This window comes from Marinobacter sp. L-46, from assembly GCF_056859535.1.
In genome coordinates this window covers 21,539-45,442 of sequence record NZ_JBSXOP010000092.1, presented here as the reverse complement: position 1 = coordinate 45,442, position 23,904 = coordinate 21,539, and the positions used below count along the sequence as shown (strand labels likewise).

At 60.7% G+C, this 23,904-nt stretch carries 23 protein-coding genes; 15 read left to right on the top strand and 8 right to left on the bottom strand.

Annotated elements, in window-relative coordinates:
* The first annotated feature begins 23 nt into the window (after positions 1 to 23).
* Both efp and epmA read left to right on the top strand, forming a co-directional pair.
* The gene (gene efp / locus AC13DJ_RS17265; RefSeq protein WP_022989948.1) at positions 24 to 599 is read left to right on the top strand and encodes an elongation factor P; all 576 of its coding nucleotides are present in this window, start codon (positions 24 to 26) and stop codon (positions 597 to 599) included.
* A 9-nt stretch (positions 600 to 608) separates the two neighbouring features.
* Positions 609 to 1,577: an EF-P lysine aminoacylase EpmA gene (gene epmA, locus AC13DJ_RS17260; protein ID WP_476130244.1), complete on the top strand. Its 969-nt coding sequence runs from the start codon at positions 609 to 611 to the stop codon at positions 1,575 to 1,577.
* A gap of 14 nt (positions 1,578 to 1,591) precedes the next feature.
* Here epmA and asd read toward each other — a convergent pair whose 3' ends face one another.
* Positions 1,592 to 2,458 (bottom strand): archaetidylserine decarboxylase, encoded by an 867-nt coding sequence (gene asd, locus AC13DJ_RS17255; protein ID WP_474539897.1) that lies wholly within the window; start codon positions 2,456 to 2,458, stop codon positions 1,592 to 1,594.
* A gap of 97 nt (positions 2,459 to 2,555) precedes the next feature.
* On the bottom strand, positions 2,556 to 3,611 hold the full coding sequence (rsgA, locus tag AC13DJ_RS17250; protein ID WP_022989945.1) for a small ribosomal subunit biogenesis GTPase RsgA: 1,056 nt from the start codon (positions 3,609 to 3,611) through the stop codon (positions 2,556 to 2,558).
* A 425-nt stretch (positions 3,612 to 4,036) separates the two neighbouring features.
* On the opposite strand from rsgA, the gene orn reads away from it, so the two are divergent.
* Complete coding sequence (orn, locus tag AC13DJ_RS17245; RefSeq protein WP_474543681.1) at positions 4,037 to 4,579, top strand: oligoribonuclease; 543 nt, start codon at positions 4,037 to 4,039, stop codon at positions 4,577 to 4,579.
* Here orn and queG read toward each other — a convergent pair.
* A complete protein-coding gene (queG, locus tag AC13DJ_RS17240) occupies positions 4,569 to 5,663 on the bottom strand; it encodes a tRNA epoxyqueuosine(34) reductase QueG (RefSeq protein WP_474539895.1) in 1,095 nt (364 codons plus the stop codon). The two genes, orn and queG, sit on opposite strands and share 11 nt — an antisense overlap.
* Before the next feature lie 130 nt (positions 5,664 to 5,793).
* On the opposite strand from queG, the gene AC13DJ_RS17235 reads away from it, so the two are divergent.
* The 11 genes from AC13DJ_RS17235 to AC13DJ_RS17185 all read left to right on the top strand — a co-directional run bounded on the left by AC13DJ_RS17235 (position 5,794) and on the right by AC13DJ_RS17185 (position 18,687).
* Positions 5,794 to 7,350: an NAD(P)H-hydrate dehydratase gene (locus AC13DJ_RS17235; protein WP_474539894.1), complete on the top strand. Its 1,557-nt coding sequence runs from the start codon at positions 5,794 to 5,796 to the stop codon at positions 7,348 to 7,350.
* A complete protein-coding gene (gene tsaE / locus AC13DJ_RS17230) occupies positions 7,347 to 7,844 on the top strand; it encodes a tRNA (adenosine(37)-N6)-threonylcarbamoyltransferase complex ATPase subunit type 1 TsaE (protein WP_022990689.1) in 498 nt (165 codons plus the stop codon). Before AC13DJ_RS17235 ends, tsaE begins: the two co-directional genes overlap by 4 nt.
* The gene (locus tag AC13DJ_RS17225) at positions 7,841 to 9,169 is read left to right on the top strand and encodes an N-acetylmuramoyl-L-alanine amidase (RefSeq protein WP_473802154.1); all 1,329 of its coding nucleotides are present in this window, start codon (positions 7,841 to 7,843) and stop codon (positions 9,167 to 9,169) included. The genes tsaE and AC13DJ_RS17225 overlap by 4 nt, the downstream gene beginning before the upstream one ends.
* A gap of 20 nt (positions 9,170 to 9,189) precedes the next feature.
* Complete coding sequence (gene mutL, locus AC13DJ_RS17220; protein WP_474539892.1) at positions 9,190 to 11,079, top strand: DNA mismatch repair endonuclease MutL; 1,890 nt, start codon at positions 9,190 to 9,192, stop codon at positions 11,077 to 11,079.
* Between the two features lie 5 nt (positions 11,080 to 11,084).
* Complete coding sequence (gene miaA / locus AC13DJ_RS17215) at positions 11,085 to 12,131, top strand: tRNA (adenosine(37)-N6)-dimethylallyltransferase MiaA (RefSeq protein ID WP_473802152.1); 1,047 nt, start codon at positions 11,085 to 11,087, stop codon at positions 12,129 to 12,131.
* 34 nt (positions 12,132 to 12,165) lie between these two features.
* Entirely contained in the window at positions 12,166 to 12,417 is a 252-nt protein-coding gene (gene hfq / locus AC13DJ_RS17210) for an RNA chaperone Hfq (RefSeq protein ID WP_022990693.1), read from the top strand.
* Between the two features lie 92 nt (positions 12,418 to 12,509).
* Complete coding sequence (hflX, locus tag AC13DJ_RS17205; RefSeq protein WP_482933961.1) at positions 12,510 to 13,811, top strand: ribosome rescue GTPase HflX; 1,302 nt, start codon at positions 12,510 to 12,512, stop codon at positions 13,809 to 13,811.
* Between the two features lie 78 nt (positions 13,812 to 13,889).
* Positions 13,890 to 15,077, top strand: a complete 1,188-nt coding sequence (hflK, locus tag AC13DJ_RS17200) for an FtsH protease activity modulator HflK (RefSeq protein ID WP_289102365.1) — start codon at positions 13,890 to 13,892, stop codon at positions 15,075 to 15,077.
* A gap of 3 nt (positions 15,078 to 15,080) precedes the next feature.
* Positions 15,081 to 15,956, top strand: coding sequence for a protease modulator HflC (hflC, locus tag AC13DJ_RS17195; protein WP_288373419.1), 876 nt, complete (start codon positions 15,081 to 15,083; stop codon positions 15,954 to 15,956).
* 172 nt (positions 15,957 to 16,128) lie between these two features.
* Positions 16,129 to 17,310 carry an ATP phosphoribosyltransferase regulatory subunit gene (locus AC13DJ_RS17190; protein WP_022990697.1) on the top strand — a complete coding sequence of 394 codons (1,182 nt, stop codon included), beginning with the start codon at positions 16,129 to 16,131 and terminating at the stop codon, positions 17,308 to 17,310.
* An 81-nt stretch (positions 17,311 to 17,391) separates the two neighbouring features.
* Positions 17,392 to 18,687 (top strand): adenylosuccinate synthase, encoded by a 1,296-nt coding sequence (locus tag AC13DJ_RS17185; RefSeq protein ID WP_232901591.1) that lies wholly within the window; start codon positions 17,392 to 17,394, stop codon positions 18,685 to 18,687.
* 66 nt (positions 18,688 to 18,753) lie between these two features.
* Here the strand turns inward: AC13DJ_RS17185 and cmoB are convergent, their stop codons facing one another.
* From cmoB to AC13DJ_RS17165, 4 genes are read right to left on the bottom strand one after another with little or no spacing between them, the layout of a single operon-like run.
* A complete protein-coding gene (cmoB, locus tag AC13DJ_RS17180; protein WP_476130234.1) occupies positions 18,754 to 19,746 on the bottom strand; it encodes a tRNA 5-methoxyuridine(34)/uridine 5-oxyacetic acid(34) synthase CmoB in 993 nt (330 codons plus the stop codon).
* Positions 19,747 to 19,767: 21 nt separating this feature from the next.
* On the bottom strand, positions 19,768 to 20,526 hold the full coding sequence (gene cmoA / locus AC13DJ_RS17175; protein ID WP_476130232.1) for a carboxy-S-adenosyl-L-methionine synthase CmoA: 759 nt from the start codon (positions 20,524 to 20,526) through the stop codon (positions 19,768 to 19,770).
* A complete protein-coding gene (locus AC13DJ_RS17170; protein ID WP_199458045.1) occupies positions 20,519 to 20,887 on the bottom strand; it encodes a PA3694 family proteiin in 369 nt (122 codons plus the stop codon). Before AC13DJ_RS17170 ends, cmoA begins: the two co-directional genes overlap by 8 nt.
* A gap of 20 nt (positions 20,888 to 20,907) precedes the next feature.
* Positions 20,908 to 21,927, bottom strand: coding sequence for a serine/threonine protein kinase (locus AC13DJ_RS17165; protein ID WP_476130230.1), 1,020 nt, complete (start codon positions 21,925 to 21,927; stop codon positions 20,908 to 20,910).
* A gap of 118 nt (positions 21,928 to 22,045) precedes the next feature.
* Here AC13DJ_RS17165 and AC13DJ_RS17160 point away from each other — a divergent pair, with 118 nt between their 5' ends.
* Entirely contained in the window at positions 22,046 to 23,161 is a 1,116-nt protein-coding gene (locus tag AC13DJ_RS17160; RefSeq protein WP_482933954.1) for an NAD(P)/FAD-dependent oxidoreductase, read from the top strand.
* Here the strand turns inward: AC13DJ_RS17160 and AC13DJ_RS17155 are convergent.
* The gene (locus AC13DJ_RS17155) at positions 23,158 to 23,886 is read right to left on the bottom strand and encodes a ComF family protein (RefSeq protein WP_482933953.1); all 729 of its coding nucleotides are present in this window, start codon (positions 23,884 to 23,886) and stop codon (positions 23,158 to 23,160) included. The genes AC13DJ_RS17160 and AC13DJ_RS17155 overlap by 4 nt on opposite strands.
* Positions 23,887 to 23,904 lie beyond the last annotated feature (18 nt).

The following is a 23,904-nucleotide window of genomic DNA, read 5'->3' as shown; positions in this document are numbered from 1 at the left end:
ACAGTCTGTCAGGTGGACATTTCATGGCTTCATATTCTACCAACGAATTTCGTAGCGGTCTCAAGGTTTTGCTGGATGGCGACCCTTGTATCATGCTTGAGAACGAATTCGTCAAGCCGGGCAAGGGCCAGGCATTCAACCGTGTAAAACTGCGCAACCTGATGACCAACCGGGTCTGGGAACGTACGTTCAAGTCCGGCGAATCCCTGGAAGCGGCCGACGTAGTCGAGCAGGACATGGAATACCTGTATACCGACGGGGAGTTCTGGCACTTTATGCTGACTGACGGCTCCTTCGAGCAGTTCGCTGCCGATGCCAAGGCGGTAGGCGATACCGTGAAATGGCTGAAAGAGCAGGACGTATACACGGTGACCCTGTACAACGGTGCGCCGCTGTCTGTTACGCCGCCTAACTTTGTGGAACTGGAAGTGGTGGATACCGATCCGGGCATGAAGGGCGACACAGCCCAGGGTGGCTCCAAGCCGGCAACCCTGTCTACCGGCGCCGTGGTGAACGTGCCCCTGTTCATCACCATTGGTGAGGTGCTGAAAGTAGACACCCGCTCCGGTGAATACGTGAACCGCGTCAAGAGCAGCTGATCCCTGCCCATGACTGACAAACCTGTCTGGCAGCCTACTGCCTCGCGGGATGTTCTGAAAAGCCGCGCACAGCTACTGGCATACGTGCGCGGCTTTTTTGCACAACGGCAAGTGCTGGAGGTGGAAACCCCGGTGCTTGGCCGCCATGGCGTAACCGATGTGAACCTGGACGGCATCCCGGCTTCGCTCAATGCGGCCGGCATCACGTCCGGCTGGCTGCAGACTTCCCCCGAATACCATATGAAACGGCTGCTGGCGGCCGGTTCCGGCTCTATTTTCCAGGTTGCCCGGGTGTTCCGGAATGGCGAGCGCGGGCGCCGCCACAACCCGGAATTCTCGATGCTGGAGTGGTACCGGGAAGGTTTTGACGACCGGCAGCTGATGGCCGAGGTGGCGGACCTGGTTTGCGGCTGGCTCGGTTGCAAGCGCCCCCTGGTACTTGCCTACCGGGATGCGGTGCAGGCCTATGCCGGTTTTGATCCGATGACAGTGAGCGATCGGGACCTGGCCCGCTATTGCGAACAATGGCTGGAGCCGGAGCAGCTGGCCGGCATGGGGCGGGATGCCTGCCTGGACCTGGTGATGAGCTTTGTGGTGGAGCCGAAGCTGGGCGTAGATGCCCCGGTATTCCTGACCCGTTATCCGGCCTCGCAGGCAGCTCTCGCCAGGGTATCCGATGACGACGGCTTTGCCGTTGCCCACCGGTTCGAGCTTTATATCAATGGCCTGGAGCTGTGTAACGGCTACTGGGAATTGACCGACCCGCAGGAACAGCGGCAACGATTCGAGGCGGATAACCGCCAGCGCCGGGCGGCAGGAAAACCGGAAATGGCGGTCGACCAGGCGTTTCTTGATGCGCTGGATGCCGGCTTGCCGGAGTCTTCCGGGGTTGCGGTGGGCCTGGATCGGTTGTTAATGCTGAAGGTGGGAGCAGCCAGCATCGAAGAGGTGCTGGCATTTCCGGTCGAGCGGGCCTGAGCCCGCCGCCCTGGTCAGGCTTTTGAGGCGCGCAAGGTGCCGAAGGCTTCGCCCATGCGCACGGTTTTGCCGGGCACCTGGTTTGGCTTCCACTTCATGGAACCCCTGGGCATCACCAGCACCACGGTAGAGCCCAGCCGGAACCGACCCATTTCCTCGCCTTTCTCGAAGCTGACGGCGTCGTCACCCTGGTACTGCCAGCGGGATACCTTATGGAGGTTGGGTGCAATCACACCGCCCCAGGTGGTTTCTACACTGCCGACAATCATGGCGCCGACCAGAACCAGTGCCATGGGGCCGGCTTCGGTATCAAAGATACAGGCCACCCGCTCGTTGCGGGCGAACAGGTTGGGTACGTTTTCCGCGGTTACCGGATTAACGGAGAACAGCTTGCCCGGCACGTAGACCATTTCCCGAAGAGTGCCGGCCAGCGGCATGTGCACCCGGTGGTAGTCTTTCGGTGACAGGTAAATGGTGGAGAACTCACCTTCGGCAAAAGGCTTTGCCCGTTCCTCGTCACCACCGAGCAGTTCGGTCAGGCTGAAAGACTGGCCCTTGGCCTGGAACACCCGGTCGTCGCCGACTTGGCCGATCTGGCTGATGGCGCCGTCTACCGGGCTGACAAAGGTATCGGCAGCGTCTGCGACCGGCCGGATGCCGGGCTTCAGGGCCCGGGTAAAAAACTCGTTGAAGGTGGCGTAGGCCTCGGGGTTGGACTCGGCCGCCTCGCTCATATCCACGCCATAGCGATTGATAAACCAGCGGGTGAAGCGGTTTTTAAGTGCGGGTGATTTGTCGCTGTCGGCAAAACGGCCAGCCAGGCGGGAAACCGCCAGTTGCGGCGTTACGTACTGGCTCAGGACAAACAGTTTATCAAGCATCCGGAAAGTCTCTTACCTCGGGAAAGCGGCGAAGTTTAGCAAAACGCAGCCGCCGAATAGAAATGAATTCGTGCCATAAGGGTTGTTGAGGTCACGGTCAGGGCAGCTTCAGGCCGCGGGCCTGTTGTTCGGCCATGTCTTGCAGAATCCGGTGGAAACTCTTCAGTCGCTCGGTGGAAATCTCCCCCTCCGCAGCCGCCCTTTCAAGGGCGCAGCCCGGATCGCCCATGTGCCGGCAGTTACGGAACTTGCACAGGCCGATCAGTGGCCGGATTTCCCGGAACCCGTACTCCAGCTCCTGGGGTGTCATATGCCACAAGCCAAACTCCCGGATACCCGGAGAATCAATCAGGTCACCGCCGCCGGGCAGGTGAAACAGCTTGGCGGTCGTGGTGGTGTGCACACCTTTACCGGTACTCTCTGAGACCGCGCCCACCCGCAACAGTTCATCCGGCAGCAGGGTCTGGATGATCGACGACTTGCCCACACCGGACTGCCCCACAAACACACTGGTCTTGCCCCGCACCAGCGCCTCGACCTCCGGCGCCGCTTCGCCCTCGCAGGCCGCAGCCGACGTGCGTTCAACCTGGTAGCCCAAGGCTTCGTAGCGGGCCAGCAGGGTTTCGATCTGCTCCCGGTTACGATCATTAATCAGGTCGGTCTTGTTCAGCAGGATCACCGCCGGAATATCGGTGCTTTCCGAAGCCACCAGGTAGCGGTCAATCAGGTTGTCATGGGGCTCGGGCTCGGGGGCGATCACCAGGATAATGTGGTCAATATTCGCCGCCACCGGCTTCAGCGCCCCGAAATTATCCGGCCGTTGCAGCAGGTTGTCCCGCTCGCACCTGGCCACAATCACCCCGGTTTCACTCTTCCCGGGCCGCCAGACCACCCGGTCGCCTGTTACCAGGCTGTCGATATTGGCCCGGACAAAACACCGGAACACCTGCCCGGTGTCTTCGCCTTCCAGCGCCTCGATATCCAGTTGCTGCCCGTAGTGGGCAATCACCAGCCCTTCCTGCTCCGGCCCCAATTCCCCGGCCTCGGCCTGAGCCTCCACGGCTTTTTCCTTACGGGCCATGCGCTCGGTGCGTTCTTTCTGGATTTTCTCGATGCGCCACTGCTGGCGTTTATTCAGTTTTCTCTTGGCCATCGGCTCTTAAATGTTCCGGGGAAGTGGTGTGACACATGATACGTGAATCATGGACAATAGGCAGAGTTTCTGATGTTTGGCGCATGTCTGTCTGGACTCTGACCTGGGTGCAGGTGCTGGCCGGGGACACCTTTCCGGGAGACGCTACGAGCACGTCCCTGTGCGCTTGACTGAAGCCATCCTTGGCTTCAGACACTCCCGGAAAGGTGTCCCCGGCCAGCACCACTAACCACGGCGTGGGTTTCAGCTCAACACGCGGCCAGCAATGTAGCCCGAAGTGCAGGTGTGGTTGTGCTTTCCGGAAATGTGCGGAGCCATGGATGGCGGAGCAGAAGCGCCACATGGATGTGCCGCAAGGAGCGGTTTCCGGAAAGCACAACCACACCTGCACCAGCTCCCAAACTAAACCGCATAGGAAAAAAAGAATGCCCGACCACAACCGTTTAGTGTGGATAGACCTGGAAATGACCGGCCTGGATCCGGAGCAAGAACGGATCATCGAGATGGCCACGATTATTACCGATTCGGAACTGAACCTGGTGGCCGAAGGCCCGGTGATTGCCATTCACCAGCCTGACAGCCTGCTGGAGGCTATGGACGAATGGTGCACCAACACCCACGGCGCCAGCGGCCTGACCCAGCGGGTGAAGGACAGCAAAACCAGCGAGGCAGAAGCCGAGCAGGAGACCCTGGCGTTCCTGAAGCAGTATCTGTCCGCCGGCGAATCGCCCCTGTGTGGCAACAGCATCGGCCAGGATCGCCGGTTCCTGGTGAAGTACATGCCGGAACTGGAAGCTTTCTTCCACTACCGGAACCTGGACGTCTCAACCATCAAGGAGCTGGCTCGCCGCTGGCGGCCGGATGTGCTGGATGGTGTGAAGAAGAAAGGCAGCCACCTGGCGCTGGACGATATCCGCGATTCCATCGAGGAACTGCGCCACTACCGCGAGCACTTCTTCAAGCTGTAAGGCCGTGCCGGCGCAACGCCCAGGTAACGTGCTCCCGCACCAGTTCTGACGGGTGGTCCGCCCGTTGCTTCAGTGCCTCGATCACCGGAATGGTGCTCGGGGCATTGCCCAGTCCTACCGCCAGGTTGCGCAGCCAGTTCTCGTAGCCGGTTCTGCGTATAGCAGAGCCTTCGGTGTTTTTCAGAAACTGCTCTTCCGTCCACAGGAACAACTCGGCCAGGTTGGTGTTGTCCAGGCCGTGTCTGGGCTGGAAGTCGTCTTCCCGGGTGGGCTTGCTGAATTTGTTCCAGGGGCATACCAGCTGGCAATCGTCGCAGCCGAATACCCGGTTGCCCATTTTCGAGCGCAGCTCTTCCGGGATCGGGCCTTTCAGTTCAATGGTCAGGTAGCTGATGCAGCGGCGGGCATCCAGTAAGTGAGCGCCAACAAAGGCATCGGTCGGGCACACTTCCAGGCAGGCGGAGCAGGAGCCGCAGTGCTGTTTCTCGAAGGGCTCATCCACCGGCAGCGGTGCGCTGGTGAAGATTTCACCGAGGAAAAAGTAAGAGCCGGCTTTCGGGTGAATCAGCATGTTGTTCTTGCCGATCCAGCCAAGTCCGGCCCGTTGCGCCAGCCCCCGCTCAAGAACCGGGGCACTGTCCACAAAGGCCCGGTAGTCGTAGCCGCTGACGGCTTCATCGATCTTTTTGGCCAGGGTTGCCAGGCGTTTGCGCATCAGCTTGTGGTAGTCGCGCCCCAGGGCGTAGCGGGTGATGTAGGCGGTTTCCCGGTTAGTAAGCGCTTGTTTCGGGTTGTCGGGCGAGGGCAGGTAGTCCATGCGCACGGAGATGACCCGTAGGGTGCCGGGTACCAGGGAGTCCGGGGTGTAGCGTTTGTCGCCGTGGTCGGCCATGTAGGCCATGTCGCCGTGGTAACCGGCGGCCAGCCAGCGTTGCAGGCGTTCGGCATGGGGGCCGGTGTCGGCCAGGGTAATGCCAGCATCGGCAAAGCCGAGATCCCTTGCCCACTGCCGGATTTGCTCCGGCAGGGTGGTCAGTTCGGTGCCGGAAGGGTGATTTTCAGTGGTCTCGGGCTGGCTGGTCATGATCGCAACGTCGGCCTTTGAAGCCTGCAGAGATTTAATTTGATTAAGTTATGACCTTTTTTCCTGTTTTGCTATGCTTAACAGGTATCTGGCCAATTTTCTTAAACCGGTTTCTTTAACGGGATGCCCCATGCGCTACGCGGACAGTCTACCAGAAGCCCTGTACTCCGCCGACTCGGTTCGAGCGATGGATCGGTATCTTATTGATCAGCAGGGTGTTGATGGCTTTGAGTTGATGCAGTCCGCGGCCAGGGGAGCGTTTCGCCAACTGCTCCGGCACTGGCCGTCTCCTGCATCGATTCTGGTGCTGTGCGGGGCTGGCAATAATGGCGGCGATGGTTACCTGATCGCCCTGAATGCCCATAAGCAGGGGATTCCTGTGCAGTGTGTGTCGGTCAGCCCGGCGGGCAAGCTGTCGGGAGATGCTCTCAAGGCCTTCAAGGCTGCCGAACAGGCCGGTGTTGCAGTGGCTGATTTCGCCGGGTTGCCGGAAGGTGACCTGGCCCGACGGCTTGCCGCTGCAGGCGTGGTGGTGGATGCCATGTTGGGTACCGGTGTGGCGGGTGCTCCCCGGGAACCGTTTGCCGGCATTATCCAGGCATTAAACCAGGCCCGGGTGCCGGTGCTGGCAGTGGATTTGCCTTCCGGCCTGAATGCTACGACGGGTGCGGCTGAAGGCGAGGTGGTTCGTGCCACGGTTACGGTCACGTTTATCGGCGCCAAGGCCGGGCTGTTTACCGGTGCAGGTGCCGGTGTTTGCGGGCGGGTAGTGTTTGAATCCCTGGGCGTGCAAGAGCAGCTGCAAGGCTATGCCGGCCAGCCGCTGGCAAGTTTGCAGTCCTGGGCCCGGTGCCGGGATTGGTTTCCTGAGCGGCCGCTGAATGCCCACAAAGGGCAGTTTGGCCATGTGTTGGTGGTGGCGGGTGATCGTGGCTTTGGTGGCGCCGGCATCATGGCGGCAGAGGCGGCGGCCCGTTCCGGCGCGGGGCTGGTCAGCCTGGCTACCCGGCCTGAGCATGTAACTGCGGCCCTGGCCCGGTGTCCGAATGTCATGTGCCATGGCCTGATTCATGGGTCGGAACTGGCGCCGCTGTTGCAGCAGGCAGACATTGTAGTGTGTGGCCCGGGCATTGGCCGCTCGGCCTGGGGCCAGCAGATGTTGCAGCAGGTTCTCGACAGCGGGAAACCGCAGGTGCTGGATGCCGACGCCCTGAACCTGATGGCTGCCCGTGCGGTGGCAACGGCAGACAACCGTGTACTGACCCCGCATCCGGGAGAGGCGGCACGGCTACTGGAATGCAGCGTGGCCGAGATTGAAGCAGACCGTCTGAGAGCGGCCACACGGATTCAGAAGCTTTGGGGTGGTATCGTTTTGCTCAAAGGCGCAGGAACCGTGATTACCGACGGGTCCAACACGCCGTTTGTGGTAGCCGGGGGCAATCCCGGTATGGCGACCGGAGGCATGGGGGATGTGTTGTCCGGCATGATCGGAGCGTTTCTTGGCCAGCTGGAGGATTTTACCCGGGCCACGGTTGCGGCGGCCTCTGCCCACCTGGCAGCGGCAGACCTGGCATCGGAACGGGTTGGCTACAAGTCCCTGGTGCCGGCCGATGTCCTGGATGCCTTGCCGTCGGTATTGAAGCAAACTGAAACCATGCCATTCCATGACGACCGGGAGGCGCGATGAGTATTTTTGGCAACGAACGCCGGTTGTTTCTCGAAGGCGAGGCCGAAACTGTGAAGCTGGGCTCCGAGCTGGCCCGGCTGGCCCAGGCCTCGGAGCAGGGGCTGACGGTGTTTCTGGATGGCGACCTGGGTATGGGGAAAACCACCCTGAGCCGCGGTGTGATTCGTGCCCTGGGCCATGAAGGCGCGGTTAAAAGCCCCACCTATACGCTGGTGGAGCCCTATGAAGACCTGGAACCGCCGGTTTACCACTTCGACCTGTACCGGCTGGGCGATCCTGAAGAACTGGAATACATGGGTATCCGGGATTACTTCGCCAGCCGCAGTTTCCGCCTGATCGAATGGCCGGAGCGCGGCGAAGGCATATTGCCGGACCCGGATATCGAGATTCACCTGGAACGGGAAGGCGAGGGGCGTTCGGTCGTGCTCAGGGCACGTTCGGAACTGGGCGCCAGACTGCTGAACGAAATTGAGTTAATTGGGCCGGAATCATGAGAGTTGTACTGGGGTTCTTGTTGATGATGACTGCAAGCCTGGCCAGCGCCGCTGCTCAGGTGGAAGGTGTGCGTATCTGGCCGGCACCGGATCACACCCGCCTGGTGCTGGACACCGCCGGTGCAGTGGAGCACAACGTGTTTTCGTTGTCTGCCCCGTCCCGGCTGGTCATCGATCTGAAAAATGTTTCCCTGAAAACCGACTTCAGCAAGGTGGACCTGGAAGGCAGCCCGATTCGCCGCATCCGCAGCGCGCGGCGAAATGGCAACGACCTGCGCGTAGTGCTGGATCTTGCCAGTGATATCAAACCGCGAAGCTTTGCCCTGGAGCCCAACCAGCAATACGGACACCGGCTGGTGGTTGACCTGATCGACGAGAAAGGTAGCCGCATAGAGCGGGCTACCAGCCCCACCGTCACCCAGGATTCTGCAGGCAAGCGGGATATCATCGTGGTGATTGATGCCGGCCACGGTGGCGAAGACCCCGGCGCCACCGGCCCCCGGGGCACCCGTGAGAAAGACGTCGTTCTGAGGATGGCGAAAACCCTGGCAGACCTGGTTAACAAGCAGCCGGGCTTTACCGCCAAACTGACCCGCACCGGGGATTACTACATCGGCCTGCGCAACCGCACCATCCTGGCCCGCAAATATAACGCCGACCTGTTTGTGTCGGTGCATGCGGATGCCTTCCGCACACCGCAACCCAGTGGAGCCTCGGTGTTTGCGCTGTCCCAGCGCGGCGCCACCAGTGAAACGGCACGGTGGCTGGCCCAGAGTGAAAACAGTTCGGACCTGATCGGCGGTGCCGGAGGCCTTTCGCTGGAAGGTCGGGACGAAATGCTGGCCGGTGTACTGCTGGATCTGTCCATGACAGCCAGCATCAATGCCAGCCTCGGTGTCGGTAGTTCGGTTCTGGGCCGGCTGGGCAACGTGGCCAAGCTGCACAAGCCCGGGGTGGAGCAGGCGGCCTTTGTGGTGCTGAAATCCCCGGATATCCCCTCGATCCTGGTCGAGGCCGGCTTTATTTCCAACCCCAAGGAAGAAAAGAACCTGGCCAGCCAGTGGTACCGCGACAAGCTGGCGAGCGCGATCATGGATGGTATTCATGAATACTTCCGGCGCACGCCGCCGCCAGGCACCCTGTTGGCCTGGCAAAAACAGAACAAGGGTAGCCCGGAAGTGAGTCAGTACCGGATTCGCCGTGGCGATACCCTGTCGGGCGTGGCCCGGCAGAATCAGACCACCGTCAGTGAGCTCATGCGCTTTAACGGCATGAGCGATGATCGTGTTATGGTAGGGCAAACCATTCGTATTCCCTCATCCTGATCAAGAGGTAGTTCCCGGTTATGCCCCACATCCAATTGCTCTCGCCCCGGCTTGCCAACCAGATAGCCGCCGGCGAGGTGGTGGAGCGCCCTGCATCCGTAGTTAAAGAGCTGGTAGAGAATGCCCTGGATGCAGGGGCCGGCCGGGTAGATATCGAGATCGAGCAGGGCGGGGTCAAGCTGATCCGGGTTCGTGATGACGGTTCCGGTATCGACGAAGCGGACCTGCCCCTAGCCCTGAGCCGCCACGCCACCAGCAAGATCCTGACCCTGGACGACCTCGAAGCGGTGGGTACCCTCGGCTTTCGGGGTGAAGCCCTGGCCAGTATCAGCTCGGTATCCCGCCTGTCCCTGACTTCCCGAACCGAGACGCAGGAAGCCGCTTCCCGGGTGGAAGTGGAAGGCCGGGATATGGACGCGAAAATCTCGCCGGCCGCCCATCCGGTGGGCACCACGGTGGAAGTGCGGGACCTGTTCTTCAACACCCCGGCCCGGCGCAAATTCCTGCGCACCGAGAAAACCGAATTCAACCACGTGGAAGAATGCATTCGCCGGCAGGCCCTGAGCCGTTTCGATGCCGGCTTTACCCTGCGCCACAACCAGCGGGTAGTGCAGAGCCTGAGACCGGCGGAATCGCCACTGGATAAAGAACGGCGCATCAGTTCCCTGTGCGGCCAGCAGTTTATCGACAACGCCGTGGTGATCGATGCCGAGGCCAGTGGCCTGCGGTTATGGGGCTGGGTGGCGCTGCCAACGTTCTCCCGCTCCCAGGCGGATCTTCAGTATTTTTTCGTCAACGGCCGGGTTATTCGCGACAAGCTGGTGGCCCACGCCGTGCGCCAGGCCTACCGGGATGTACTCTACAACAACCGTCACCCGGCCTTCGTGCTGTACCTGGAAGTGGACCCGGCCACGGTGGATGTGAATGTGCACCCCACCAAGCATGAAGTTCGCTTCCGGGATGGCCGGCTGGTGCACGATTTTATTTTCCGTACCCTGCACCGGGCACTGGCCGATGTACGCCCGGATGATCACCTGCGGGGCGCCGTAGCGCAATCGTTCGGGCGCGAGCCGGAGGCTGCTGCTGGTGCGGGTACCGACGCTCCGGCATTCCAGCCGCAGTCGCACCAGATATCCGGGCAGCCCTCTGCTTTTAACGGACATTTCGGACAGGCCGGAGGCCCGCAGCCACAGCAGGAATGGAAAGCCAGCGACCAGATGGCTTTCTATAATTCCCTGAACGAAGGCGGTGGTGTGGCCACCGCATCCCGGTCTGAAGGCTTTACACCGCAGCCCATGCCAACGCCGCCACAGGATGGCGAGGAAGAACCGCCGCTGGGTTACGCCATTGCCCAGCTGCACGGTATCTATATCCTCGCCCAGAGCCGGGCAGGGATGATCGTGGTGGATATGCACGCCGCCCATGAACGCATTACCTACGAGCGTATGAAGCGTGCGCTGGTGGAGCAGGACCTGAAAAGCCAGCCGTTGCTGGTGCCCCTGTCCCTTGCCGTCAGCCAGAAGGAAGCGGCGCTGGCGGAAACCCATGGGGAAGAATTGCAGCACTTGGGCCTGCAGATTGAACGCATCGGGCCGGAAACCCTGGCGGTTCGGCAGATTCCGGCGCTGCTGCGCGGTGCCGATACCGAACAGCTGGTGCGGGATGTACTGGCCGACCTGATCGAGCATGGCCAGAGTGACCGGGTAGAAGCCGTCACCCACGAATTGTTGGGCACCATGGCTTGCCATGGTTCGGTGCGGGCCAACCGGCAGTTGACCATCCCTGAAATGAATTCCCTGCTGCGGGACATGGAAGCCACCGAACGCAGCGGCCAGTGTAACCACGGACGGCCTACCTGGACCCTGGTGACCCTGTCCGAGCTGGACAAGCTGTTCCTCAGGGGGCGCTGATCGCCATGACGCAGCCTTCTGCCGGTGCCGGACAGCCATTGCCTCCGGCCATTTTTCTGATGGGGCCCACCGCCTCTGGTAAAACCGACCTGGCCATGGCCCTGTGTGACCGGCTGCCCTGCGAGATTATCAGTGTCGATTCCGCCATGATCTACCGTGGCATGGATATCGGCACCGCCAAGCCGAGCGCTGAAGAGCTGGCCCGGGCACCACACCGCCTGATTGATATTTGCGACCCGGCCGATACCTACTCGGCGGCCGACTTTCGCCGGGATGCACTGGCAGAAATGGCCGATATAACCCGCCGCGGGCGAATACCGCTGCTGGTGGGCGGCACCATGATGTACTTCAAGGCCTTGCTGCACGGCATGTCAGGCTTACCCTCTGCCAGCCCGGAGTTGCGCCGGCAAATCGAGCAGGAAGCCGAATCCCTTGGCTGGCAGCACCTGCATGATGAGCTTTCGGCAAAGGATCCGGTGGCGGCTGAGCTGATCCATCCCAATAATCGCCAGCGCCTGATGCGTGCCATCGAGGTGATTCGCCTGACCGGCCGGCCGATTTCTGAACTCTGGCAGGCAGAGTCGGGAACTTCTGCACAGCAACAGCGGTCCGGTATTGAGGATTACACGTATTTCACCAAGTGGCAGGCAGACGAAACCGGCGACCTGCCGTATACTGTTTTCCAGTTTGCTCTGGCCCCCGAGGAGCGCAAGGTTCTTCACGAGAGAATCGAAAAACGTTTCCTGCTGATGCTGGAGTCCGGTTTTCTGGAAGAAGTCCGGCGCCTGATGGCCCGGGGAGACCTGAACCCGGAGCTGCCGTCCATGCGTTGCGTGGGCTATCGACAGGCATGGGAATACCTGGCTGGCGATTGTAACTACGAAACCTTTGTAAACCGGGGCGTAGCGGCTACCCGCCAGCTGGCAAAGCGCCAGCTTACCTGGCTGCGAAAATGGCCGGATTTGCACTGGCTGAACAGCGGTGATCCGCAAGTGGTGCTGGAAACCTTGAAAAAGTCCGGACTACCCACCACATTTAATTCTGAAAAATGACGATCTGCACTTACCTATAAACAGGAGAATAAACATGTCAAAAGGGCATTCCTTACAAGACCCTTACCTCAACGCTCTGCGCAAGGAACGCATTCCGGTTTCTATCTTTCTGGTAAACGGCATCAAGCTGCAGGGCCAGATCGAATCCTTTGACCAGTTCGTAATCCTGCTGAAGAACACTGTCAGCCAGATGGTTTACAAGCACGCTATTTCTACCGTGGTACCGGCCCGCAATGTGCGTCTGCCGCAAGCGACCGTGGCAGGAGAGGAAGAGTCTGAAGACTGATACCTCCGGAGTTTCCGGTTTTAACACCCGCGTTCCAGGACAGCCCTTGAGCTGGAGTGGCCGCGGGTGTTTGTTTTTATGGAGTAGACCGAATCTTGTTTGAACGTCCTGACGTCGGAGAACGGGCGGTTCTCGTCCACATCGATTTTACCGCCCACGAAGACACTGAAGACCCGGGCGAGTTCCGGGAACTGGTTACCTCGGCCGGCGTTGAGCCGGTTGCCAGCGTAACCGGAACGCGAAAGCAGCCCAGCCCCCGGCTGTTCGTAGGGGAGGGCAAGCTGGAGGAGATCCGTGATGCGGTTGTCGCCAGCGAGGCTGACGTGGTGCTGTTTAACCACGCCCTGAGCCCCAGCCAGGAGCGCAACATCGAACGGGAGTTGCAGTGCCGGGTACTGGACCGTACCGGGGTCATCCTGGATATCTTTGCCCAGCGTGCCCGCACCCACGAAGGTAAGCTGCAGGTAGAACTGGCCCAGCTCGAGCATATGTCGACCCGGCTGGTACGGGGCTGGACCCACCTGGAACGCCAGAAGGGCGGTATCGGCCTGCGCGGCCCGGGTGAAACCCAGCTCGAAACCGACCGCCGGCTGCTACGTGAACGCATCAAATCCATTCACAAACGCCTGGAGAAGGTGCGTAAACAGCGGGACCAGGGCCGCCGTGCCCGGAAGCGGGCAGATATCCCGACCCTGTCCCTGGTGGGCTATACCAATGCCGGTAAATCCACCCTGTTCAACCGGATTACAACTTCCAGCGTATATGCTGCAGACCAGTTGTTCGCAACCCTGGACCCAACCCTGCGCCGGCTGGAACTTCCGGACATAGGGCCGGTCGTAGTGGCGGACACGGTGGGCTTCATCCGGCACTTGCCCCATAAGCTGGTGGAAGCCTTCCGCGCGACGCTGGAAGAAACCATCCAGGCGACGACCCTGCTGCATGTGATCGATTGTCATGACGATCGTCGTGATGAAAACATCGAGCAGGTCGAAGAAGTGCTGGCAGAAATCGGCGCCGATGAGATTCCCCAGTTGCAGGTGTTCAACAAGATTGACCTGTTGGAAGATTTCGAGCCCAGGGTAGACCGTAACGAAGAAGGTATTCCGGTGCGGGCCTGGGTATCGGCGGTCACCGGCGCTGGTCTGGACTTGCTGTTCGATGCCATTGTCGAGCGGCTCGCAGAAGACGTCGTGCATCACTTTGTTGTGCTCGGGCCGGCCGATGGCAAGCTTCGGGCATTGCTGCACGAAGCCGGCTCGGTGCTGAGTGAGGAGCATCGGGACACCGGTGAATCGGTAGTAGAAGTAAGATTGCAGAACCGGGACTGGCAGCAACTGCTGAGCCGGGCAGGGGTGCGTGAAGACGCCATACGCCTTGAGCAGCGGATCGCCTGAATCCACCCGGCTATTGCCGGGGGCAGGATAAATCCCTAGTATTTGCAGCCATTCGATAAAACACGAACGGAGAGAACTATGGCCTGGAACGAACCGGGTGGAAACCGCAACGACAACGATCCCTGGGGGACCGGTGGTCGTCGCGGCAATGATCAGGGTCCGCCAGACCTCGACGAAGCGCTGAAAAAGGGCCTCGACAAACTCAACCGGATGCTGGGCGGCAAAGGCGGCTCTGGCTCCGGCAACAACGGCAGCAGCTCGGGCGGTAGCAGTGGTGGCTTTGGTGCCATCCTGGCCATCGCAGCGATCCTGGTTGTCGGTTACGTGATGTACCAGTCGTTCTACACCGTAGACGAACAGGAGCGCGCCGTTGTGCTGCGTTTCGGTGAATACAGCCGTACCGAGAATCCGGGCTTGCGCTTCAAGGTGCCGTTGATTGATAACGTGTACAAGGTGCGGGTAACGAACGTACGTACTGCCCAGTCCTCCGGCCAGATGCTGACCCAGGACGAGAACCTGGTGACTGTGGACCTTCAGGTCCAGTACCGGGTTGGTGATGCCAAGGCCTACGTGCTGAACATCCGGGATTCCAACCAGGCCCTGGCCTTTGCCACCGACAGTGCCCTGCGCCATGAAGTGGGTAGTTCATCCCTGGATGACGTACTGACCGAAGGCCGTGCCGAGCTGGCTGTGCGGGTTGAACAGCGGTTGCAGAGCTTCCTGCGTGACTATGGCGCGGGTCTTGAGATCGTTCGTGTCAACGTGGAAAGCACCCAGCCTCCGGGACCGGTGCAGGACGCCTTCCGTGAAGTTCAGCGTGCCCGTGAAGACGAGCAGCGCCTGAAGGAAGAAGCGGAAACCTACCGTAACAAGATTGTTCCGGAAGCCCGGGGCCAGGCCCAGCGCATGATTGAAGAAGCCAGCGCCTACAAGGAAGAGGTGATCGAGCGGGCCCGTGGTGAAACCGCGCGTTTCAACCAGTTGCTTGCCGTGTATGAAAACGCCCCGGCGGTTACCCGTGAGCGTATGTACATCCAGGCCCTGGAACAGGTTCTGGGTAACAGCAGCAAGATCTTTGTCGACACCGAAAGCAGCGGCAACATGATGTACCTGCCCCTGGATCGTCTGACTCAGGGTCGCCTGCCGGCGAACAGTTCCGGTAATTCCGGTTCCGGTAACCAGCAGCTTGATATCCAGACACTGACCGACCAGGTACTGCAGGAACTGCGTACCCGTCAGGACACCAACATCCGGAGGAGCAGATAAGCCATGGGACCTAAAGGTGTAGTGGGTCTTGCAGGCGCCCTTATTGTTGTCCTGCTCGTGCTGTCCAGCGTGTATATCATTCCCGAAACCCATCGGGGCGTGAAACTGCGTTTCGGTGAGTTGGTGGAAACCAACATCCAGGCAGGTATCCATTTCAAGGTGCCGGTGATCGACCAGATCCGTGAGTTCGATATCCGGGTGCTGACCATGGACCTTCCCTCCCGCCAGTACCTGACGGTGGAGAAGAAGCCCCTGGATGTGGACTCCTACGTGGCCTGGAAAATCCGTGACGTAGACCAGTTCTACCGGGCTACCGGTGGTGACGAGTTCCGTGCCCAGACGCTGATCCTGTCCCGCGTGGACAACGGCCTGCGTGACGAGTTCGGTATCCGCACCATGCACGAGGTGGTATCCGGCCAGCGTGATGAGCTGATGCACACCCTGCGGGACCGTGCCAACGAAACGGCCATTACAGAATTCGGTATCGAAATCCTGGATATCCGGGTCAAGGCCATCGAACTGCCGGGCTCCGTCAGCGAGAACGTGTATCGCCGGATGGCGACCGAGCGCCAGAAGCTGGCCCAGGAATTCCGTTCCCGGGGCCAGGAGCTGGCTGAAGGTATCCGTGCCGATGCGGACCGTCAGCAAACCGTTATCCTGGCAACGGCCTTTGCCGAAGCTGAGGAAACCCGCGGTGAGGGTGACGGTGAAGCCGCCCGGATCTACGCGGACTCCTACGGTGCTGACGAGGAATTCTACAGCTTTTACCGTAGCTTGCAGGCGTACCAGAACACCTTCGCCGGCAAAGATGACATCATGGTCATCGATTCTGACAGCAACTTCATGAAGTTCCTGAAGGACCCTGCCGGCGCCAACTGATCGGCCAGCAGGCACTGAAAACCGGAATACTCAGGTATTCCGGTTTTTTTGTGTCTGCCAAGGGTGTAGAATTCTGGCGGTTTTGTGCGGGTATTTTTGGCCCGCTCATCCTGAACCCTGAGTCATTCCCCCGGCACGTGGCCGGAAAGGGAAAAACGGACAACCGAATCTCATGACTGTATCTGATCGCTGGTTACTGCCAGATGGTGTCGAAGATATTCTTCCACCGCTGGCCGGACAGATCGAATCCCTGCGCCGGGAAGTAATGGACACCTGCCAGCGTTGGGGCTACCAACTGGTAATTCCCCCGCTGATCGAATATCTCGAGTCCCTGTTTACAGGCACCGGACACGACCTGGAACTGCAAACCTTCAAGCTTACCGACCAACTGACTGGCCGGATGATGGGTGTGCGCGCAGATATGACTCCCCAGGCCGCCCGCATTGATGCCCATACCCTGGGCCAGGACGGTATTACCCGCCTGTGCTATGCCGGCCATGTTCTGCATACCCGCCCGCGTCACATGCTGACCGGCCGTACGCCGATCCAGGCCGGTTGCGAACTGTTTGGCAGTGCCTCTGAATCTGCAGACCTGGAAGTTATCAGCCTGATGCTGGAGGCCCTCCGGGTGGCTGGCCTGCCCCGGGTGCACCTGGACCTTGCCCATGTTTCCATCTACGAAAGCCTGATCTCTGCGGCCGGCTTTGACAAAGACACCGAAGCCTCGGTGTTTGATGCCATGGCGCGCAAGTCAGTGCCTGAACTGGATGAACTGTTGGGCGATTGTGCCGAAGGCTCAGCCGGTGCGCGCCTGCGCAAGCTGGCGCGGGTAAACGGTGGCGTGGAAGCGCTGGATGAGGCCCGCAGTATTCTGGGTGGTGCTTCCGATGCGCTGGATGCTGCCCTGGACCAGTTGTCCCGGGTGGCAGACATGCTGCAGAGGGACTATCCGGAAGTGAGCCTTGGCTTCGATTTCTGCGAGCTTCGCGGTTACAACTATCACACCGGTCTGGTATTTGCCGCCTATGTGCCCGGCCATGGCGACTCGGTTGCCAAGGGTGGTCGCTACGACGCCATCGGCAGCGATTTCGGCCGTGCCCGCCCGGCGACCGGCTTCAGCCTGGATATCCGGGCACTGGTGGCCCTGGGGCAGCGCTCTGTGCAGCGTCCGGGCTCTGTCTGGGCACCGGCAGATGCCGATCCTGCCCTCGAGCAGGCGGTCGCCGCGCTTCGGGCAACCGACACCGTAATTCGGGCACTGCCTGAAGATGCACACACCGATCCGGCCTCAAAGGGCTGCGACCGGCAACTGGTCAAGCGTGACGGCCAGTGGATTCTGGAAGCTCTGGGCTGAGACATCGCCCGGTGCTTGATGATATTTTCGCGTAAATTTGCAAGGCGCCTGCCTCCGGGCTGCCTGATGTGAGAGAGAATCATGGGTAAAAATGTAGTTGTGCTGGGCACCCAGTGGGGTGATGAAGGCAAGGGCAAGATTGTCGACCTTCTGACAGACAAGGTGTCTGCCGTTGTACGGTTCCAGGGTGGCCATAACGCCGGTCATACCCTGGTAATCGATGGCAAGAAGACCGCGTTGCACCTGATTCCGTCCGGTATTCTGCGTAAGGACGTCCAGTGCCTGATCGGTAACGGTGTGGTTCTGTCGCCGGAAGCCCTGCTCAAGGAAGTCCGTGAGCTGGAAGCCAACGGTGTACAGGTTCGCGATCGCCTGAAGATCAGCCTGGCGTGTCCGGTTATCCTGCGTACCCACGTTCGTATCGACCAGGCCCGCGAGCGCGCCAAGGGTAACGACAAGATCGGCACCACCGGTCGTGGTATCGGCCCTGCCTACGAAGACAAGGTGTCCCGTCGCGGCGTACGTGTCGGCGATCTGTGCAACAAGGCCGACTTTGAAGCCAAGCTGCGCGAGATCATGTCTTACCACAACTTCGTGCTGACCGAGTACTTCAAGGAAGAGGCCGAAGATATCGATGCGGCCCTGGAAGAGCTGATGCAGATGGCGGAGGAAATCCTGCCTATGTCTGCTGACGTAACCGACATCCTGCACGACTACCGCAAGCGCGGCGAGCATATCCTGTTTGAAGGTGCCCAGGGCTCCCTCCTGGATATCGACCTGGGTACCTACCCGTATGTCACATCGTCCAACACCACCGCCGGCGGCACCGCCACCGGTTCCGGTTTTGGCCCGCTTTACCTGGACTACGTACTCGGTATTACCAAGGCCTACACCACCCGCGTGGGCTCCGGTCCGTTCCCCACCGAGCTGTTTGATGCCATGGGCGAGCACCTGGCCGTGAAGGGTAACGAAGTGGGCACCACCACGGGTCGCTCCCGCCGCTGTGGCTGGTTTGACGCCGTGGCCCTGCGCCATGCGATCCAGATCAACAGTGTATCCGGCATCTGCCTGACCAAGCTGGACGTTCTGGACGGCCTGGAGACCGTGAAGGTGTGCGTGGGTTACAAAACACCGAACGGCGAGATTGCCCGTCCGCCCATCGGCTGCGATAACTACGCCGATATCGAGCCTGTCTACGAAGAGCTGCCGGGCTGGAGCGAAAGCACCGTGGGCCTGACCAGCGTCGACCAGCTGCCGGAGAACGCCAAGGCGTATATCCGCTTCCTGGAAGAGCAGATTGAGGCGCCGATCGACATCATCTCGACCGGTCCGGACCGCATCGAGACCATTACCCTGCGCCATCCTTTCGGGGAATAAGGCCCAGGAGAAAAAAAACCGCCTGCAGCGAGAGCTTCAGGCGGTTTTTTCGTCTCAGGGCAGGCTTCAGGGCTTTTCAGCGATAATGGTTGCCCGCTTCGGCCCCGGGTAGCCTTCAATGGTTTTCGAGGGGTTGGCGGGGTCCAGGAAGTCTTTCAGGGAGTTGAAACGCATCCAGTCGGTACTGCGCTGTTCTTCGGTGGTGGTAACGCTGACATCCACCACCCGGGCATTGCGGAAACCGGTGCGGTCGAGCCAGCGCAGAAGGGTGGGGCAGCTGGGCAGGAACCAGACATTGCGCATCTGCCCGTAGCGGTCTTCCGGCATCAGGCTGTAGCCCCCCGGGCCGTCCACCACCAATGTTTCCAGCACCAGTTCGCCGCCCCGGCGCAGGGTGCCTTTCAGCTCCAGCAGGTGATCCAGCGGCGAGCGGCGGTGATACAGCACGCCCATAGAGAAGGTGGTATCGAACAGCTCCAGGTTCTCCGGCAGATCTTCCATACGCACGGGAAGCAGGTCGACCGGTACGTTGTCCAGATACCCCTTTACCGCCAGGAACTGAAACATGAACAGCAGTCCCGGATCGATACCCACCACCCGTTTTGCCCCGGCCCCCGCCATACGCCAGCAGTGATAGCCGGAGCCGCAGCCCACATCCAGGATAGTGCGCCCGTTCAGGTCCGCCAGGTGCGGGGCCACACGGTCCCATTTCCAGTCCGAACGCCATTCGGTATCAATGTGGGTGCCGAAAAACTCGAACGGGCCTTTGCGCCAGGGCATCAGGCCGCGCAGGCCCTGCTCAAGGCGTTCCGCCTGCTCCGGAGAAAGAGGCTCTGGGCCTGACACCGACACCGCAGAGGTGTTGAGGTCGACGGTGGCATCAGTCACCGATGGCAGTGCGTCAAGGGCGGCCTGCCAGCGGGCCATGTCGCCGTGGGGATTGTCTTCAAAACGGCTGACCAGCTGGCCGGTGAGCACGCTGGCCCAGGCCTGTTGGTGCTCGCCATTGAGGTAGTCCAGGAACGGAGTGAAATGGTTACGCCAGTCGAAAGCTGCCATGGGTCTTGGTCGGTCTCGGAATCAGGGGTTCTTGATGGCCAGCATGGAGACAAAGTTGAAGCACTGGTACCATACCAGTACCTGGTCAAAGCCGGCGTTCATGAGTCGTTCGCGGTGGGCTGACAGCGTTTCCGGGATCAGCACGTTTTCAATGGCGGACCGCTTCTGGCTGATTTCCAGGTCGGAGTACCCGTTAGCCCGTTTGAATTCATGGTGCAGGCGGGTCTGGGTATCCTGCTCGATATCCGATTCAAAGCGGATTTTTTCCGACAGGATCAGCACGCCGCCCGGCAGGGTGGCATCGGCAATGCGGGTCAACAGATCCAGCCGCTGTTCGGGGGGCACAAACTGTAAGGTAAAGTTGAGGGTGGTTACCGAGGCCTGGCTCAGTTCCGTCGCCAGAATGTCTTCGCACCGGAGGGTGACCGGCAGTTCGTGGTCATCCAGGGCAATGTAATGTTCGCAGCGCTCGATCATCGCGCTGGAGTTGTCTACACCCACCAAGGTGCAGTCACCGTAGGGAATGCCGTGGCGCATGGCGAGGGTGGATGCGCCCAGGGAACAGCCCAGGTCATAGCAGTGGGAACCCGGTTGCACGTACTGCTCGGTGATCACTTCGATCATCGGAATAATGGTGGTGTAGCCGGGCACCGATCGGCGGATCATGTCCGGGAATACGCGGGCAACCGAGGCATCAAAGCGGAAGTCTTCCGGATTGCGTTCCGTGGCAAACAGGCGGTCGGTCAGTTGCTCCGGTTGTGTCGGCTTGCGGTCACTCATTGCCGGCTTCTCCGGCGGGTTCGGAGGCCAGGTCCTTGTCGGTGGGTGAAGGCCGCTGGCAGCGGATACCGCGATTCTTGTAGTCCACCAGGATGCCCCGGAAAGACGGGTCCACATCGGCAGCAATGGCCAGGTAACCGTTATCACACACCGCATGCAACTCGGAGGACTTGCGGGACATCCGGAACTCCTCGCCCGGCTTGATGTGGATGGCCTGGAAGTCGCCCACCGGCACATGGTCCTTGTTGTCCGAGTGGTCGATGCGGCCGCTGGCTTCCAGCGCCAGCACGGTGCCCACTACAGCCACCAGGGCGGTGACAATCAGGCTGCGCACGGAATAACGGTTTTCGTTGTCGCTCATTGCTTACCTCTTTACGAAATTCAGTATTGCCCGGGCAGGGAAATGGCTGGCTCCTGCAGGGCCGACAGTTGCTCACGCAATGCCAGGACCTGGTCGGACCAGAAACGGGGCTGGGCAAACCAGGGGAAGAACCGGGGGAAGGCAGGGTCTTCCCAGCGCCGGGCCAGCCAGGCGCAGTGGGCGATCTGCCGATAACAGCGCAAGGGTTCGATCAGGTGCCGCTCCCGGCGGTTGAAGTCCCGGAACATTTCATAGCCTTCCAGCAGCTCGCCTAGCTGGCTGCCCCTTTCAGTGGCCTCGCCGTTCAGCAGCAGCCACATATCCTGTACCGCGGGGCCGGTGCGGCAGTCATCCAGGTCGACAAACAGCATGGTTTCGTCACGACACAGGATGTTGCTGGCGTGGCAGTCTCCGTGAATGCGCAGGGTGTCGACAACACCGGCCTCTTCGATCCGCTGCTGGCAGCCCCTGACCAGGTCCGGAATCAGGCTGTCCCACGCTGGCCGGAGATCGTCCGGTACCCAGCCACCCTCAATCAGCAGGGCATTATGATCCTGAATGCCTTGCACCAGATCAAAGCCGGGGCGGTGCTGAAAGCTTTTGGTGGCGCCCAGGTTGTGGATCTGGCCCAGCCACTGGCCGAGACGATACAGGGTGTCGGTAATGCTGGTATCCGGCGCCTGTCCGCCCCGCTGGGGGAACACTGCGAACCGGAAGTCGCCATGCCGGCCAAGGGATTCGCCGTTCTCCATGATCATGGGGGCGATGACCGGAATGTCTGCGGCCTGCAGCTCCAGGGAAAACTCGTGTTCTTCCATAATGGCTGCATCTGACCAGCGCCCCGGCCGGTAAAACTTGGTGATCACCGGCGGGCCCTCTTCCAGCCCTACCTGGTACACCCGGTTTTCATAGCTGTTCAGGGCGAACAGCCGGCCACTGACTTCAAAACCGGCGTCTTCCATGGCGTCCAGGATCACTTCGGGTGTGAGACTGTCGTAAGGGTGGGTAGACGCGGTTATGTCTGAAGACTCGGTGTTCATAAGGCCCAACTGGAAGCAGGATTTGGCGCAAAGTATACCTGTTATGGGGGCTCAGGTAATGCAACGGCCCGCTAACTGCGGTAATTTCTGCAGTCCGTGCCGGAAAGCAGGAATGGGTGTGAGCGAAGACAGTTACAAGGTGCAAACGGTGGTGATCGGCGCCGGTGTGGTGGGGCTGGCCGTTGCCCGCGAGCTTGCCGCTAGCGGGCGGGAAGTCATTGTTCTGGAAGCGGGCCCCCGCTTTGGTGAAGGCATTTCTTCCCGAAACAGCGAGGTTATCCACGCCGGCCTCTACTATCCGCAGGATTCCCTGAAGGCCCGCTTCTGCGTGCGTGGCCGCCAACTGCTGTACGACTACTGCCGGAGCCGCAAGGTGGGCTACCGCAAGTGTGGTAAGTGGATCATCGCCACAGACGTGGCCCAGAGCGAAAAGCTGGCCGGCATTCGTGAACAGGCGGCCCTGAATGGCGTTTCGTTGCAGCTGGCAGACGGCCAGGAGATCACCCGGAAACTTCCGGTTATTAATGCCGAAGCTGGTCTTTGGTCACCGGAAACCGGCATTGTCGACAGCCATGGCCTGATGTTGTCCTTGCTGGGGGCGCTGGAAGACTCTGGTGGCCAGCTGGTGCTCAACAGCCCGGTGACTGCCGTTTGCTCGGACGGCCCGCTCCATACCCTGACCGTTGGTGGAGCTGCCGGCGTAACCCTGCAGGCCCGGGAAGTGGTCAATGCGGCAGGCCTCGGCGCTCCGGCACTGGCCGGTAGCTGGCAGGGCTTGCCGGATACTGCCCGCCCCCGACAATGGCTGGCCCGGGGCGTTTACTTCAGCTACAACGGCAAGCATCCTTTCGACAGCCTGATTTATCCGTTGCCAGAACCGGGTGGCCTGGGCGTGCACCTGACCCTAGACCTGGCGGGCCAGGCGCGCTTTGGCCCGGACGTAGAGTGGATTGATTCCGAAGATTACACCGTGAACCCGGAGCGGGTGCATCGCTTTGTGGAAGGTATCCGGGCCTGGTGGCCGGGCATGGACGCCGGTCGCCTACAACCCGCCTACGCCGGCATTCGCCCCAAGCTTACCGGCCCTGAGGGCGGCTTCTTCGATTTCCGCATCGATGGCCCGCAGCAACATGGCCTGGCCGGACTGGTTAACCTGTTCGGCATAGAGTCCCCGGGGCTCACGTCCAGCCTGGCCATCGCCGGGTATGTGAAATCGATGCTTGCGGATACCTAACCGGGAGTTCGCGCCAGGGCCCAGACCTGAATGTCCCGGGCACCGGCGTCGCGGAGCGCATCAGCCAGCAGCTTCGCCGTTGCCCCGGTGGTCACCACGTCATCCACTATGGCGACCCGCGCCGGCACCGGGCCGCACACCTCGAATACTCCCGCCAGGTTGACCAGCCGTTCGGCCCGGTTCAGCTTCCGCTGGGCCGTCACCCGCCGCCGACGCCGAACCACATCGCCTGCCACCGGAATATCCAGCTGTGAACCGACGAACTCGGCAATATCCCGGGCCTGGTTGAAGCCTCGCTGCCACCTGCGTGACCAGTGCATGGGGGCGGGAATAAGGGCATCGGGCCGTTGATCGGCAGCCAGTTGTTGTTCGAGAAACTCACCGAAGCCGGCCAGAAGTGGCCGCACAAACTTGCGGTGGCCGTTGTACTTGTAGCGGCCGATCATGCCGTCTACCGGGAACTGGTAGCGCCAGGGAATCAGTGCGCGGGAAAAGGGTGGTTTTGCCACCTGGCATTCCCCGCACTGGAGCCCGGGGGTGGCAAAGGGCAGCGGCAACGCACAGGTGTGGCAGGCCCAGCGAATGGCTGGAAGGTCGTCCCGACAGCCCTGGCACAACCCGAAGCTGGCATGGGGCGAAAGACAGGTGACGCAGCGGCCACCTCGTTTTGTGCTGTTAACCTTTTGGTAGATCAAGGTTGACAGCGATTTCAGTCCGTTTATCATCGCGGTTTATCCGTAAAC